The 12,844-nt window shown below is 64.8% G+C and carries 16 protein-coding genes; 2 read left to right on the forward strand and 14 right to left on the reverse strand.

All coding sequences use genetic code 11. From position 1 onward, the window contains the following. Window positions 1-53: 53 nt before the first annotated feature. The 10 genes from ACFLEY_RS26965 to rpoZ form a co-directional block, all read right to left on the reverse strand. Window positions 54-338, reverse strand: a complete 285-nt coding sequence (locus tag ACFLEY_RS26965; protein ID WP_028171610.1) for a hypothetical protein — start codon at window positions 336-338, stop codon at window positions 54-56. Window positions 339-438: 100 nt separating this feature from the next. Beyond that, on the reverse strand, window positions 439-1,191 hold the full coding sequence (recO, locus tag ACFLEY_RS26970) for a DNA repair protein RecO (RefSeq protein ID WP_011087819.1): 753 nt from the start codon (window positions 1,189-1,191) through the stop codon (window positions 439-441). Window positions 1,192-1,328: 137 nt separating this feature from the next. Continuing rightward, a complete protein-coding gene (locus ACFLEY_RS26975) occupies window positions 1,329-1,709 on the reverse strand; it encodes a hypothetical protein (RefSeq protein WP_011087820.1) in 381 nt (126 codons plus the stop codon). A gap of 21 nt (window positions 1,710-1,730) precedes the next feature. Next, entirely contained in the window at window positions 1,731-2,657 is a 927-nt protein-coding gene (gene era, locus ACFLEY_RS26980) for a GTPase Era (RefSeq protein WP_060912482.1), read from the reverse strand. Further along, the gene (gene rnc, locus ACFLEY_RS26985; protein WP_011087822.1) at window positions 2,647-3,468 is read right to left on the reverse strand and encodes a ribonuclease III; all 822 of its coding nucleotides are present in this window, start codon (window positions 3,466-3,468) and stop codon (window positions 2,647-2,649) included. The genes era and rnc overlap by 11 nt, the downstream gene beginning before the upstream one ends. Further along, the gene (lepB, locus tag ACFLEY_RS26990; protein WP_060912483.1) at window positions 3,465-4,229 is read right to left on the reverse strand and encodes a signal peptidase I; all 765 of its coding nucleotides are present in this window, start codon (window positions 4,227-4,229) and stop codon (window positions 3,465-3,467) included. Before lepB ends, rnc begins: the two co-directional genes overlap by 4 nt. Before the next feature lie 249 nt (window positions 4,230-4,478). Next, window positions 4,479-4,898 carry a holo-ACP synthase gene (gene acpS / locus ACFLEY_RS26995; RefSeq protein ID WP_011087824.1) on the reverse strand — a complete coding sequence of 140 codons (420 nt, stop codon included), beginning with the start codon at window positions 4,896-4,898 and terminating at the stop codon, window positions 4,479-4,481. Next, entirely contained in the window at window positions 4,895-5,647 is a 753-nt protein-coding gene (locus tag ACFLEY_RS27000) for a pyridoxine 5'-phosphate synthase (protein WP_060912484.1), read from the reverse strand. The genes acpS and ACFLEY_RS27000 overlap by 4 nt, the downstream gene beginning before the upstream one ends. A gap of 44 nt (window positions 5,648-5,691) precedes the next feature. Further along, a complete protein-coding gene (locus ACFLEY_RS27005; RefSeq protein ID WP_060912485.1) occupies window positions 5,692-7,980 on the reverse strand; it encodes a bifunctional (p)ppGpp synthetase/guanosine-3',5'-bis(diphosphate) 3'-pyrophosphohydrolase in 2,289 nt (762 codons plus the stop codon). Window positions 7,981-8,188: 208 nt separating this feature from the next. Next, window positions 8,189-8,581 (reverse strand): DNA-directed RNA polymerase subunit omega, encoded by a 393-nt coding sequence (rpoZ, locus tag ACFLEY_RS27010; RefSeq protein ID WP_008133017.1) that lies wholly within the window; start codon window positions 8,579-8,581, stop codon window positions 8,189-8,191. A gap of 326 nt (window positions 8,582-8,907) precedes the next feature. On the opposite strand from rpoZ, the gene ACFLEY_RS27015 reads away from it, so the two are divergent. Next, complete coding sequence (locus ACFLEY_RS27015) at window positions 8,908-9,552, forward strand: NYN domain-containing protein (RefSeq protein ID WP_011087827.1); 645 nt, start codon at window positions 8,908-8,910, stop codon at window positions 9,550-9,552. After that, a complete protein-coding gene (locus ACFLEY_RS27020; protein WP_028171606.1) occupies window positions 9,533-10,207 on the forward strand; it encodes a uracil-DNA glycosylase in 675 nt (224 codons plus the stop codon). Before ACFLEY_RS27015 ends, ACFLEY_RS27020 begins: the two co-directional genes overlap by 20 nt. Window positions 10,208-10,215: 8 nt before the next feature. On the opposite strand, the gene ACFLEY_RS27025 is transcribed toward ACFLEY_RS27020, so the two are convergent. Genes ACFLEY_RS27025 through dapA form a run of 4 tightly spaced genes read right to left on the reverse strand, consistent with a single transcriptional unit; the run spans window position 10,216 to window position 12,699 of the window. Further along, the gene (locus ACFLEY_RS27025; RefSeq protein WP_060913127.1) at window positions 10,216-10,797 is read right to left on the reverse strand and encodes a peroxiredoxin; all 582 of its coding nucleotides are present in this window, start codon (window positions 10,795-10,797) and stop codon (window positions 10,216-10,218) included. A 4-nt stretch (window positions 10,798-10,801) separates the two neighbouring features. After that, on the reverse strand, window positions 10,802-11,275 hold the full coding sequence (gene smpB / locus ACFLEY_RS27030) for an SsrA-binding protein SmpB (protein ID WP_011087830.1): 474 nt from the start codon (window positions 11,273-11,275) through the stop codon (window positions 10,802-10,804). Window positions 11,276-11,334: 59 nt separating this feature from the next. Continuing rightward, on the reverse strand, window positions 11,335-11,751 hold the full coding sequence (mscL, locus tag ACFLEY_RS27035) for a large conductance mechanosensitive channel protein MscL (RefSeq protein ID WP_027547170.1): 417 nt from the start codon (window positions 11,749-11,751) through the stop codon (window positions 11,335-11,337). 57 nt (window positions 11,752-11,808) lie between these two features. After that, entirely contained in the window at window positions 11,809-12,699 is an 891-nt protein-coding gene (gene dapA, locus ACFLEY_RS27040) for a 4-hydroxy-tetrahydrodipicolinate synthase (protein WP_028171604.1), read from the reverse strand. Window positions 12,700-12,844 lie beyond the last annotated feature (145 nt).

Raw genomic sequence — 12,844 nt, forward strand, 5'->3', positions numbered from 1 at the left:
GTTAAACCGTGGAAGCGAATCGGGCAAGGATGGATTGGTTCCCTGTGGGCGGCTTACTGCCCCGCCCAGCCGGCGGTCACGGTCTGGGTGGCCTGGCGATTTTGGGCCTGTGTGGTGGTCGGCGCGTTGGTCAGGCAGCGCCGGGCAGTCTCGATCTCTGCTTCCGTCGCGCCCTTGGACCGGGCCCATGCCTCTGCGGCTGCTGCCGAATATTTGGCTACATAGAACCTGACGACCGTGCAGGAGGCACGGCGAACCAGTCCTGTTTGCTCGCCTGCGAGGGCGTCCGGCGCCAGCGCAATCAGCGCTGCCGACACAATAAGTCCCTTAATCAGCATCAGGTTTATCCCCGGGTTGGAACCCCACGGGCCAATCCAGGAAACCCGATTTGGTTCCGGGACATGCCATCTGATCAGACAATACAGAGGCGCGCTGACGTCATGGCGCCGGGATCGCCGCCCTCGCCTGCTGCCGCGTCAAGGCATTGATGAAGCCGGCCCGCGCGTCGGAATGGACCTGCCCGCGCGGCTCCAGCACGTGGCGCAGCAGGAACAATCCGGTCAGCCGAAAACCGTCCTGAAGATCCTGGTCGGTGAGCTCGGTCGCGGTTTCGCCGTGGCGCAGGAACGGCGGCAGGCGCAGCAGCCGGTCGCGCCATGGCTCGCCCGCGCCGCGCGACACCGCGCCGCCGGATTTCGGCGAAACGTAGATAAGGTCCGTGGTCTCCCCGGTCACCGCGCAGTTGTCCAGCGCGAGCCCGAAGCCGAGCTCGGCGAGCATCGCCAGCTCGAAATGGATCACGTGTACGGCCGCGCTGCCGATGTCGTCGAAATCGTCGAGCGAATGTTCGAGCAGCCCGAATATCTCCTCGTGCGGATCGCGCTCGGGAAGGAGCCGCGCGATCGAGGCGAGATGGGTGACGCCGTAGACGCCGTGGGACGAGGCCAGCAGCGTGGCCGCACGCAGCTTCAGGCCCTCGACCGCGTAGGTGCCGAGATGCTCGTCGAGCCGCGCCCGCCACACAGCGCTAACGCTGTTGCCCGGTTGCAGCAAGGGCCGCATCCGCGAGCCGGCACCGCCGCGCACGAGACCGAGATGGCGGCCGTGCGCGCGCGTCAGCAGTTCGACGATGGCGCTGCTCTCGCCATGCCGCCGCACCCCCAGCACGATGCCTTCGTCGGTCCATTCCATTGAAGGAAGTCTAGCATTTTGAGCGACCGTCGGGTGGCCAAAGCGAAGCGCGCCCACCAATTTTGATCCACCGCGATCGTGGTGGGCACGGCGCGCAAGGGCGCACCTTTACCCACCCTACGGCACCGCGCAAAACCTCACGCGTTGAACCAGCCCTGCGCGTCGCCGCTGAAGGAGAAATACAGGCCCATCGTGGTCAGCACGCAGGAGACGATCTCGATGGCGCTGTCGAGCTCCATGCCCTTCTCGCCGATGATCTGGCCGAGCGAGATCACCGACAGCACCAGGGCCGCGGCCAGCACCCAGCGCGGCCAGTTCTTGCGCCAATGCGCAGCCAGCCAGACGAAATAGACCAGCAGCAGGATCATGCCGCCGGCGAGCAGGGTCGCCGTCATGATCATCTGCTCGGTCATCTCGGCATTGGGCGTGCGGTCCTGCACCGCAACCGACAGCGCATCCAGCATCAACGACGCATAGAGCAGCGCTTCGAAGCGCCGGACGTTCGTGGGCACGCTCATCGGATACCGATCTGTTCTTGCTTATTCTTTGGGAAATTCCAGGCCCATCTCGCGGTAGCGATCGGGATCGTCGCCCCAGTTCTCGCGCACCTTGACGAACAGGAACAGGTGCACCGGCACGCCGAGGATCTCACCAATCTCCTTGCGCGAGTCCGCGCCGATCGACTTGATGGTGGCGCCGCCCTTGCCGAGCACGATCTTGCGCTGGCTTTCGCGCTCGACGAAGATCGTCTGCTCGATGCGCACCGACTTGTCCTTGCGCTCCTCCCACTTGTCGGTCTCGACCGTGGACTGGTAGGGCAATTCCTGGTGCAGCTTGCGATAGATCTTTTCGCGCGTGATCTCGGCCGCCAAGTGCCGCATCGGCGCGTCCGACATCTGGTCCTCGGGATAGAGGAACGGCCCCGGCGGCACCATCTCGGCAAGAGTCGAGCGGAGGTCGTCGACGCCGTCGCCGGAGATTGCCGCGATCATGAAGGTCTTGGCGAACGGCATGCGCTCGTTGGCCGCCTGCGCCAGCGCCAGCAGCTTCTCGCGCTGGACCAGGTCGACCTTGTTGATCACCAAGATCTTGTCGTGATTGACGCTTGCCGCCTTGGCGAGGATCGCCTCGGCCTCCTCGTCGATGCCGGTCTTGGCGTCCAGCAGCACGCAGACGAGATCGGCGTCATGCGCCCCGCTCCAGGCGGTCGAGACCATGGCGCGGTCGAGCCTGCGCTTCGGCGAGAAGATGCCGGGCGTGTCGACCAGGATGATCTGCGCGTTGTTCTCGATGACGATGCCGCGGATCAGCGCGCGCGTGGTCTGCACCTTGCGCGAGACGATCGTGACCTTGGCGCCGACCAGCGCGTTGACCAGCGTGGACTTGCCGACATTCGGTGCGCCAATGAGCGCAACGAAGCCGCAGCGCGTCGCGGCGGGCGCCTCGCCGCTTGCTTCAACCGTCATTGCCGCCGCCAACACCTTCACGTTCGATCATCACCGAGGCCGCCACCTTCTCTGCCGCGCGCTTGCTGCCGCCGATACCTTCCGCCGGCGCCAGTCCCGGCAGGTCCACCGCGACGCGGAACTGCGGATCGTGATGCGGGCCGGTGCGCTCGACCTCGCGGTAAACAGGCGTCGGCAGGCCCTTCCCCTGCGCCCATTCCTGCAGCACGGTCTTGGGATCGCGCAACGGACGCCGCGGCTTGTGCATGCGCTCGGTCCAGTTGCGCTTGACGAATTCGGCCGCCGCCGCATGGCCGCCGTCGAGGAAGATGGCGCCGATCACGGCTTCGCAGATGTCGCCGAGCACGCTCTTGCGCAGGCGGGCGTCGGCGCTGGGGCCGACCGAACCGAGCTTGATGTCGTCGAGCAGCCCGAGCGACTTGGCGACGTCGGCACAGCTCTCCTTGCGCACGAGTTCGGCAAGGCGCTTGGACAGCTCGCCTTCGTCGGCGTTCGGGAAGGCGTGGTAGAGCATGTCGGACACGACGAGCCCGAGCACGTGGTCGCCGAGGAATTCCAGCCGCTGATAGCTGTCGCCGCGCTTGCGCCCGGATTTCAGCGCCGAGACATGCGTGATCCCCTGCATCAGCAGGTTCGGGTCGGCGAAGCTGTGGCCGATGCGCGCCTCGAGCGCCGCGTTCGCATCCGTGCCCTTGGCCTTGCTGCTCCGCGCCCGCTTCTTCTTGGCAGGCGTCTTGGTCACAGCTTCGCCGTCAGGAGCGGCTTGCGCTTCGGTCGGCTGGGTCGTGATGTCCTTGGCTTCGTCTTTCATCGGACGATTTTGAAGAAGCGATTCCAGCGCACCGCCCACGGCCAGCGCCAGAACATCCAGGCATGCTCGCCTTCGGCGATGGAGAAGAAGATCATCTGGGCTCGGCCGATCAAATTCTCCTGCGGCACATAGCCGACCTGGCCGAGGAAGCGGCTGTCGGTGGAATTGTCGCGATTGTCGCCCATCATGAAGAAATGGCCGGCCGGCACGGTGTAGACGTTGGTGGTGTCCATGTAGCCGTTGTCGGCGCAGTCCAGCGTCTCATAGGACACGCCGTTCGGCAGCGTTTCCTTCCAGCGCTTCACCCGGGAAATGCCGCCGCCTTCGGAGCCGCACGGATCCTCGCCGACATATTCGCTCATGCGCTGCCGCTCGACCGGGGTGTCGTTGATGTAGAGCAGCCCGTCCTTCATCTGGACGCGGTCGCCGGGAAGCCCGATCACGCGCTTGATGTAGTCGGTGGAATCGTCCTTCGGCAGGCGAAACACGACAATGTCGCCGCGGCTCGGGTCCGAGCCCCAGAGCCGCCCCGAGAACAGCGGCGGCGAGAACGGGATCGAGTAGTGGCTATAGCCGTAGGAATATTTCGAGACGAACAGATAGTCGCCGACCAGCAGCGTCGCCTTCATCGAGCCGGACGGGATGTTGAAGGGCTGGAACAGAAAGGTGCGGATCACGAGCGCGATCAGGAGAGCGTGGATCACGACCCGGATCGTTTCGCCGACGCCGCTTTCAGTTTTCGTTCCCGAAGTCACGCTCATTGCTCTCTCAATTCCGGCCGGCGGTCACAGAGCGCCCTCCTCCCGCGAACAGCCCATCGCTTCGCGGCCCAAGGAGATTGTCCTGATTCTGATAATGAGGGCCAATTCCGGCGTAAAGCCGAATTCGCCCAGCCTGATTTGCGTCCGCGGACTTTTAGACGGTTGTCGGAGGCCACGCAATCAAGGATCGCATCAAAACTGCATAAGATATTGATTCTTAACAAGAATTATAAAATGACCTGGGAACGGTCAGGACTTGGCCAGCGGAACGGCCGAAATGATGACGAAGGCCTGTGCGAGCGGCCAGTCATCGGTGATCGACACGTCGATCCGCGCCTCGAAGCCATCCGGCGTCAGGGCCTGGAGCCGGGCCAGAGCGCCGCCGGTCAGCTGCATGGTCGGCCGTCCGCCAGGCAGGTTGACCACCCCCATGTCGCGCCACCAGACGCCGCGCCTGATCCCGGTGCCGAGCGCCTTCGAGCAGGCCTCCTTGGCGGCAAAGCGCTTGGCATAGGTCGCCACCACCATCTTCTCGTTCTTGGCGCGCCGCTCCGCCTTGGCCCGCTCGGCCGCGGTGAAGATGCGGTCGAGAAAGCGTTCGCCATGGCGCTCGATCACCTTGCCGACGCGGGTGATGTCGATCAGGTCGGACCCGATGCCGATGATCATGCCCGGCTCCGGCCGCGGTCCATCGCAGCGCGCATGCTGCGCACCGTCTCGGCGAGACCGACGAACAGCGCCTCGCCGATCATGTAGTAGCCGATATTGAGCTCCATGATGTCGGGCAGAGCTGCGATCGTCTCCGCCGTCGCATAGTCGAGCCCGTGGCCGGCGTGAACCTCCAGCCCCGCGTCCTTCGCCAGCTTCGCACCCGCCACGATCCGCTTCCACTCTGCGTCGGCCTTCTCGGTGTGGCCGTCGACGACGGCATCGCACCAGGCGCCGGTGTGGATCTCGATCACGGGCGCGCGCAGCCGCGCCGCCATCTCGATCTGCGCGGGGTCCGCGGCGATGAACAGCGAGACGCGGATTCCGGCATCGTTCAGCCGGGCGATGTAGGGCGCGAGCGCATTGTGCTGGCCGACGACATCCAGTCCGCCCTCGGTCGTCACCTCCTGCCGGCGCTCCGGCACGAGGCACACCGCGTGCGGCTTGGTGGCGAGCGAGATGCGCATCATGTCGTCGGTCGCCGCCATCTCGAAATTGAGCGGCTTGGAGATCTCGGCCTTCAGCCGCGCCATGTCCTCGTCGCGGATGTGGCGGCGATCCTCGCGCAGATGCGCGGTGATGCCGTCGGCGCCGGCCTCGATCGCCAGCAGCGCGGCGCGCACCGGATCGGGATTGCGGCCGCTGCGCGCGTTACGCAGGGTCGCGACATGGTCGACATTGACGCCGAGGCGGAGCGGAGAAGCGGGCATTGCAAGGCTCACAAATTCGAAGGACAGGCGAATACGAAAGACGCCTATCCATTAACACGTTCGACGCGGGCGACGACCGCCTTCGCGCGCAACTGGGCCAGGATCGCGCTCAGGTGCTTCAGGTCGTAGACTTCGAGATCGATCGTCGTCTCCGTGAAGTCCGGAGAGCGGCGCTGCATGCTGATGTTGTCGATGTTGCCGTCGTGCTCGGCGATCACGGTCGCGATCTGCGCGAGCGCGCCGGGCTCGTTGACGTTCTCGACCCTGATGCGGGCCGGGAAGCGCTGCGGCGCGGTGTCCTCGATGTCCCAGCGCACGTCGAGCCAGCGCTCGGGCTCCTCCTCGAAATCCTTCAGCGCCGGCGCCTGGATCGGGTAGATGGTGATGCCCTCGCCCGGCGTGACGATGCCGACGATGCGGTCGCCGGGTACCGCGCCGCCGTTCGGCGCGAACTTCACCGGCAGGTCGGAATTGATGCCGCGGATCGGGATCGCGACCGGGGTTCGCGGCGGCTCGGAGGCCACCTTCTCCTTGAGCTTGGCGGCGAGTCCCTTCTTGATGCCGTAGCGGGCGACGCGCTCCTCCTTGTAGTCGGGATACATCGCGCGCGCGACGTGGGAGGCTTTGATCTCGCCGCGCCCCACAGCCGCCATGACGTCCTCGATCGAGGTGCGCGCAAGCCGCGGCAGCGCACCCTTGAGCTTGTCGTCGGCGTATTCGATCTTGGCGCGCTCGAACAGGCGCTCGACGATGCGCCGGCCGAGACCGACATATTGGTCGCGCACGGCGGTGCGCGTGGCGCGGCGGATCGCGGCGCGCGCCTTGCCGGTGACCGCGAGCGTCTCCCAGGCGGACGGCGGCGCCGATTGCGCCTCCGAGGTCAGCACCTCGACCTCGTCGCCGTTCTGGAGCTCCGAGGACAGCGGCGAAAACTTGCCGTTGATCTTGCAGCCCACCGCGCTGTTGCCGACGTCGGTATGCACCGCATAGGCGAAGTCGATGACGTTGGCGTGGCGCGGCAGCGCGATCAGCTTGCCCTTCGGGGTGAAGCAGAACACCTGGTCGTGGAACAGCTCAAGCTTGGTGTGCTCGAGGAATTCCTCGGGGTTGGCACTCTCCGAGAGGATTCCGACGGTGTGCCGCAGCCAGGCGAACGCGTTGGATTCGCGCTTGAGGAATTCGGTCGGCGAGCCCGCGCCTTCCTTGTAGAACACGTGCGCGGCGATACCGCGCTCTGCGATCTGGTCCATCGCCTCGGTGCGGATCTGGAGCTCGGCGCGCTGGTTGCCCGGACCGATCACGGTGGTGTGGATCGAGCGGTAGTCGTTCTGCTTCGGCGTCGAGATGTAGTCCTTGAAACGCCCCGGCACGACCGGCCAGGTGGTGTGGACGATGCCGAGCGCGCGGTAGCAGGCCTCGATGTCGTTCACGACGACGCGGAAGCCGAAGATGTCGGACAATTGCTCGAAGCCGACCGATTTGCGCTCCATCTTGGTCCAGATCGAGAACGGCTTCTTGCGACGGCCATAGACCCGCGCACCAAGGCCGCGGTGGCGCAGATTGTTGGAGAGCTGGGCCTCGATCTCGCCGATCAGATTGCGGTTGCGCTCGGCGAGCGCGTCGAGCCGCTGCATCACCACCGAATAGGCCTCGGGGTCGAGCGTGCGGAAGGACAGGTCCTCCAGCTCCTCGCGCATTTCCTGCATGCCCATGCGGCCCGCGAGCGGCGCGTAGATGTCGAGCGTCTCCTCGGCAATGCGCCTGCGCGATTCCGGCGGCACGAATTCCAGCGTGCGCATGTTGTGCAGGCGGTCGGCGAGCTTCACCAGGAGAACGCGAACATCGTCGGCAATCGCCAGCAACAATTTGCGCAGGTTCTCGGCCTGCTTGGCCTCGCGCGACACCAACTCCAGCCGCTTCAGCTTGGTCAGGCCCTCGACCAGCGCGCCGATCTCGGGTCCGAAGATCTGGTCGATCTCGGCCCGCGTCGCTTCGGTGTCCTCGATCGTGTCGTGCAGCAGCGCGGCCACGATGGTGGCGTCGTCGAGCTTCAGGTCGGTGAGAATCGCCGCCACTTCGAGCGGATGCGAGAAATACGGATCGCCCGAGGCCCGCGTCTGCGAGCCGTGCGCCTTCATGGCGTAGACATAGGCGCGGTTCAGCAGATCTTCGTTGGTGTTGGGATTGTAGGACCTGACGCGCTCGACGAGGTCATATTGACGCATCATGCGCGCACGCGGCTTGGCCGGGCGCGCCACCGGCGCAGTCGGGGCCACGGCAACCGATTCGGTTGCGGCCTGCATCTGCGTTGATCTGCGGCGTCGATACACCATGCCGTCCTGCCTTCAAACGGACCTCAAGACGCCCGTTGTATACATCTTAGCTCCGATCCCGCGCGCGTCCGATCAATTCGGTGACAGGTGCGCGGCGCGAACCGGCAACACTATGGTAACCACGAAAACGCCAACAAAAGCAAAGGCCCGAACGCAGGTTCGGGCCTCTGATAAGATCACAAGAATTCGGCGATTGCGACGGGACGATCTACTCGTCTTCCTCGGGCTGCTCTTCCGGCGGCGCGAGGCCTTCGAGGCCCTTCAGGAGCTCCTCTTCGGTCATGCGCTCAACGGCAACTTCGGTATCGTCCGCATCGACGCTGGCGCCGGCGGAACCGATCAGCGGCACCGTATCCGGCTCGGGCTCGTCGACCTCGACGAACTTCTGGAGCGAGTGCACCAGCTCCTCGCGGAGGTCCTCCGGCGAGATGGTCGTGTCGGCAATTTCACGCAAAGACACAACAGGGTTCTTGTCGTTATCGCGGTCAACCGTTAGTTGTGAACCCGACGAAATCATGCGGGCACGGTGGGCGGCCAGCAGGACCAGGTCAAACCGGTTATCGACCTTGTCGATGCAATCTTCTACGGTGACGCGAGCCATGGACTGTCGCTCCGTTGTGGGTGGGACGAAATATGTGGATGATTGGGGCTAGTTATAGGGGCCAAGACAATTTCGCAAGGCCAATTTGTGATTTGGCCTCGCCAAATGGCTCTGCTACCCCCACATTGGGGCTGGGATGGGCGATTTCCAGGGCTGCCACCGAGGGCGGCCCCGGGTGTTTGAGAGTTCGCCATAACTATACCTTGATTGCCCCGACTTCTCCGGATTTGCGGTTTCGACGGGTTTCGGCGGCACTCTAGAACTGCGCGGCGTGCTGCCGCGCCAACAATAAACGATCAATCACGAGCACTTCGCGAGCAAACTGAATGTCACCTTCTCCTACCAACAAGATCGCGCTCTTCATCGACGGGGCCAATCTCTACGCGACGGCGAAAACTCTGGGCTTCGACATCGACTACAAGCGCCTGCTGAAGGAGTTTCAGAGCCGCGGGACGCTGTTGCGGGCTTTCTATTACACCGCCATCATCGAGGATCAGGAGTACTCCTCGATCCGCCCGCTGATCGACTGGCTGGACTACAACGGCTACACCGTCGTCACCAAGGCGACCAAGGAGTTCATCGACGCCTCCGGCCGCCGCAAGGTCAAGGGCAACATGGACATCGAGCTCGCCGTGGACGCGATGGAGCTCGCCGAGCACATCGACCAGATGGTGCTGTTCTCCGGTGACGGCGACTTCCGCTCCCTGGTCGAGGCCGTCCAGCGCCGCGGCGTGCGGGTCACGGTGGTCTCGACCATCGCCAGCCAGCCGCCGATGATCGCCGACGAGCTGCGCCGCCAGGCCGACGTCTTCACCGACCTCGTCGAGCTGCAATCCAAACTCGGCCGCGACCCGTCCGAACGCCCCGCCCCGCGCGATCGTGGCGAGCGCGAGGCCCGCCACCACGCCCCGCAATTCCTCCAGCGCGCGACCACGATGGCGCCGAGGGGCGATGACGACTTTGAGGAGTGAGGCGGCCCGGTCAGGCCGCCAGCCCCCCACCCTCGTCCCCGACCGTGACTGTCCGCTCTGTCCGCGCCTGGTCGCCTTTCGCGAGGCGAATCGCGCGCGCGAGCCGTCGTGGCATAACGCCCCGGTCGCCCCCTTCGGGGACGTCAAGGCGCGTCTCCTGATCGTCGGCCTCGCGCCGGGCATGCAGGGCGCCAACCGCACCGGCCGTCCCTTCACCGGCGACTATGCCGGCGACCTGCTCTACGCCACGCTGCTCGAATACGGCTTTGCCAAGGGCGCCTATCAGGCGCGTCCCGATGACGGGCTGAAGCTGGTCGACTGCCGCATCGCCAATGCGGTGCATTGTGTTCCGCCGCAGAACAAGCCGCTGCCCGCCGAGATCAACACCTGCCGCCAGTTTCTCGCGGCGAATCTGGCGACGATGCCGAACCTGCGCGCGATCGTCGCGCTCGGGCGGATTGCGCACGACACCGTGCTCAAGCCGCTGAATCTGAAGGGCTCGCAAGCCCCTTTCGGCCACGGCGCGGTGCACCAGGCCGGCGCGTTCAGGCTCTACGACAGCTATCACTGCTCGCGTTACAACACGAACACCGGCGTGCTGACGCCGGACATGTTCCGGTCCGTGTTCGCGAAGGTGAAGGCCGACCTCGATTAGCCCTTGGACTAGCCTTTGACGGGATTGGCCTTCAGCCAGTCCAGGACATCGCCGGCGTTCCGGTCGGGTGGAAACACCGGATAGAACACATGCGTGACCTTGGCGTCGTCGATGATCAGCGCGAGGCGCTTGATCAGGGTCAGCCCTGCGACCTCCATGGTCGGCAGTTTGAGGGCGCGCGTCAGCGCCAGCTTCTCGTCCGACAGCACCGGAAACGGCAGATGCAGGCGCGAGGCCATCTCGGTCTGGTATTCGTTGCTCTGGGTCGAGAGGCCGAACACGTGGGCGGCGCCGGCGGCCTTCAGCTCGGCAAACAGATCGCGAAACGCGCAGGTCTGCGGCGTGCAGCCGCGCGCGCCCGGGATCATGTCCCAATCGTCGACCAGCGAGATCTTGCCAGGCTCGCCGGTGCGGGGATAGGCGAACACCACGGTTCGGCCGGGGAGCGCCGACAGCATCACTGATGTGTCGTCGGTCGCGAGCAGGCCGATCGCGGGCAGCGTCATGCCCGGCAGATGCGCGGCGCCGCCATCATCGGCCGGCGCCGGAATCTGGCTCCAGTCGACCTCGAGCAGGTTCTTCTGATTCATCCCGCTATCCCCTCGCCCGCAGCAGGCGCCCCTTCTCCCGGCTCCAGTCGCGCTTCTTCTCGGTCTCGCGCTTGTCGTGCAGCTTCTTGCCCTTTGCAACCGCCAGCTGCAGCTTGGCGCGGCCGCGCTCGTTGAAGTAGAGCTTGAGCGGGATCAGCGTCATGCCCTCGCGGTCCACCGCGCCGATCAGCTTGTTGATCTGCCGGCGATGGAGCAGCAGCTTTCGCGGCCGTTTGGGCTCGTGGTTGAAGCGGTTGCCCTGGAGGTATTCGGGAATGGTGGCGTTGATCAGCCAGATCTCGCCGTTCTTCGAATCGGCGTAGGATTCCGCGATCGTGCTCTTGCCGTTGCGGATCGACTTGACCTCGGTGCCGGTCAGCGCAATGCCCGCCTCGATCGTATCCTCGATCGCATAGTTGAAGCGGGCCTTGCGATTTTCCGCCATGACCTTGATCGGTCGTTCGTTCTTATCGGCCATGGCAGACAAACCTGAGTGAGATACGCGCGAACGCTAACAGTTTGGACGAAGCGTACGCGTCAAGACTTCTTGAGGAGATCGCGGATCTCGGTCAGCAGCTCGACCTCGGCCGACGGCTTCGGCGGAGCGGCCGGTGCCGCCTCTTCCTTGCGCTTCAGGGTGTTGATGGCGCGGATCACCAGGAACAGCACGAAGGCAATGATGATGAAGTTGATCGTCAGCGTGAGGAAGCTGCCCCAAGCCAAGACCGCGCCTTGCTTTTTAGCATCCGCTAAGTTGGTGGCGGTGACCGCCTTCGACAAGGGGGTGAAGTAGTTCGAGAAGTCGAGGCCGCCGGTGACGGCGCCGATCAACGGCATGATCACGTCGCCGACCAGCGAAGTGACGATGGCGCCGAAGGCCGCGCCGATGATGACGCCGACCGCGAGATCGACGACGTTGCCCTTCATGGCGAATTCGCGGAACTCCTTGAGCATCCGCCTGCCCTTTTCATCGACCCCGCTCATGAAAGGCTCCCCGGAAAGGTTACCGCGTCAGTTGATCAGGCCAGCGTGAACCATGGCGCTGCGCACGGCAACGCGCGTCGGCTCGGTCACCGGCACCATCGGCAGCCGCAGCGTCTCGTCAAGCTTGCCGAGCAGCGACATCGCGTACTTGATCGGCGCCGGATTGCTCTCGATGAAGAGGTTGTTGTGCAGCGGCATCAGCTTGTCGTGCAGCTTCAGCGCGGTGGCGTGATCGCCCTTCTGCCAGGCGGTGTGGAACTCCGAGCACAGGCGCGGTGCGACGTTCGAGGTCACCGAGATGCAGCCGTGGCCGCCATGGGCCATGTAGCCGAGGATGGTCGCATCCTCGCCCGAGAGCTGGTTGAAGTCCTCGCCCATCGCGGCACGCTGCTGCGACACGCGGACCATGCTGGCGGTGGCGTCCTTGACGCCGGCGATGTTCTTCAGCTCCCACAGCCGCTTCATGGTGTCGACCGACATGTCGATCACCGAGCGCGGCGGGATGTTGTAAATGATGATTGGAATCCCGATCGCATCGTTGATCGCCTTGAAGTGCTGGTACATCCCTTCCTGGGTCGGCTTGTTGTAGTAAGGCGTCACCACCAGCACGGCGTCCGCGCCCGCCTTCTCGGCGTGCTGGGCCAGCTCGATCGCCTCCTTGGTCGAGTTGGAGCCGGCACCGGCAACCACGGGCACGCGGCCCTTGGCCTCCTCGATGCACCACTCGACGACCTTCTTGTGCTCGTCATGGCTGAGCGTCGGGCTCTCGCCTGTCGTGCCGACCGGGACCAGTCCGTTGGTGCCCTCGGAAATCTGCCAGTTGACCAGGGAGCGGAACGCTGCCTCGTCGAGCGAGCCGTTCTTGAACGGCGTGACCAAGGCGGTGAACGACCCCCGGAATTTCGTCTTGGCTGCCATGGACTTCCTCCGTACGCGGCGAGTTTTGAGAGCAAGCCCCATTCATATCGGGTCTATCCCGCCGGTAAAAGGGCCGCTCCCGTGCGACGCACCGTTTAGGCCGCGATTTTGCCGCGGTGATGGTGCAAACTCGCCCGAGGTAAGC

The sequence above is a fragment of the Bradyrhizobium sp. YCK136 genome (assembly GCF_044570075.1).
GTDB lineage: Bacteria > Pseudomonadota > Alphaproteobacteria > Rhizobiales > Xanthobacteraceae > Bradyrhizobium > Bradyrhizobium diazoefficiens.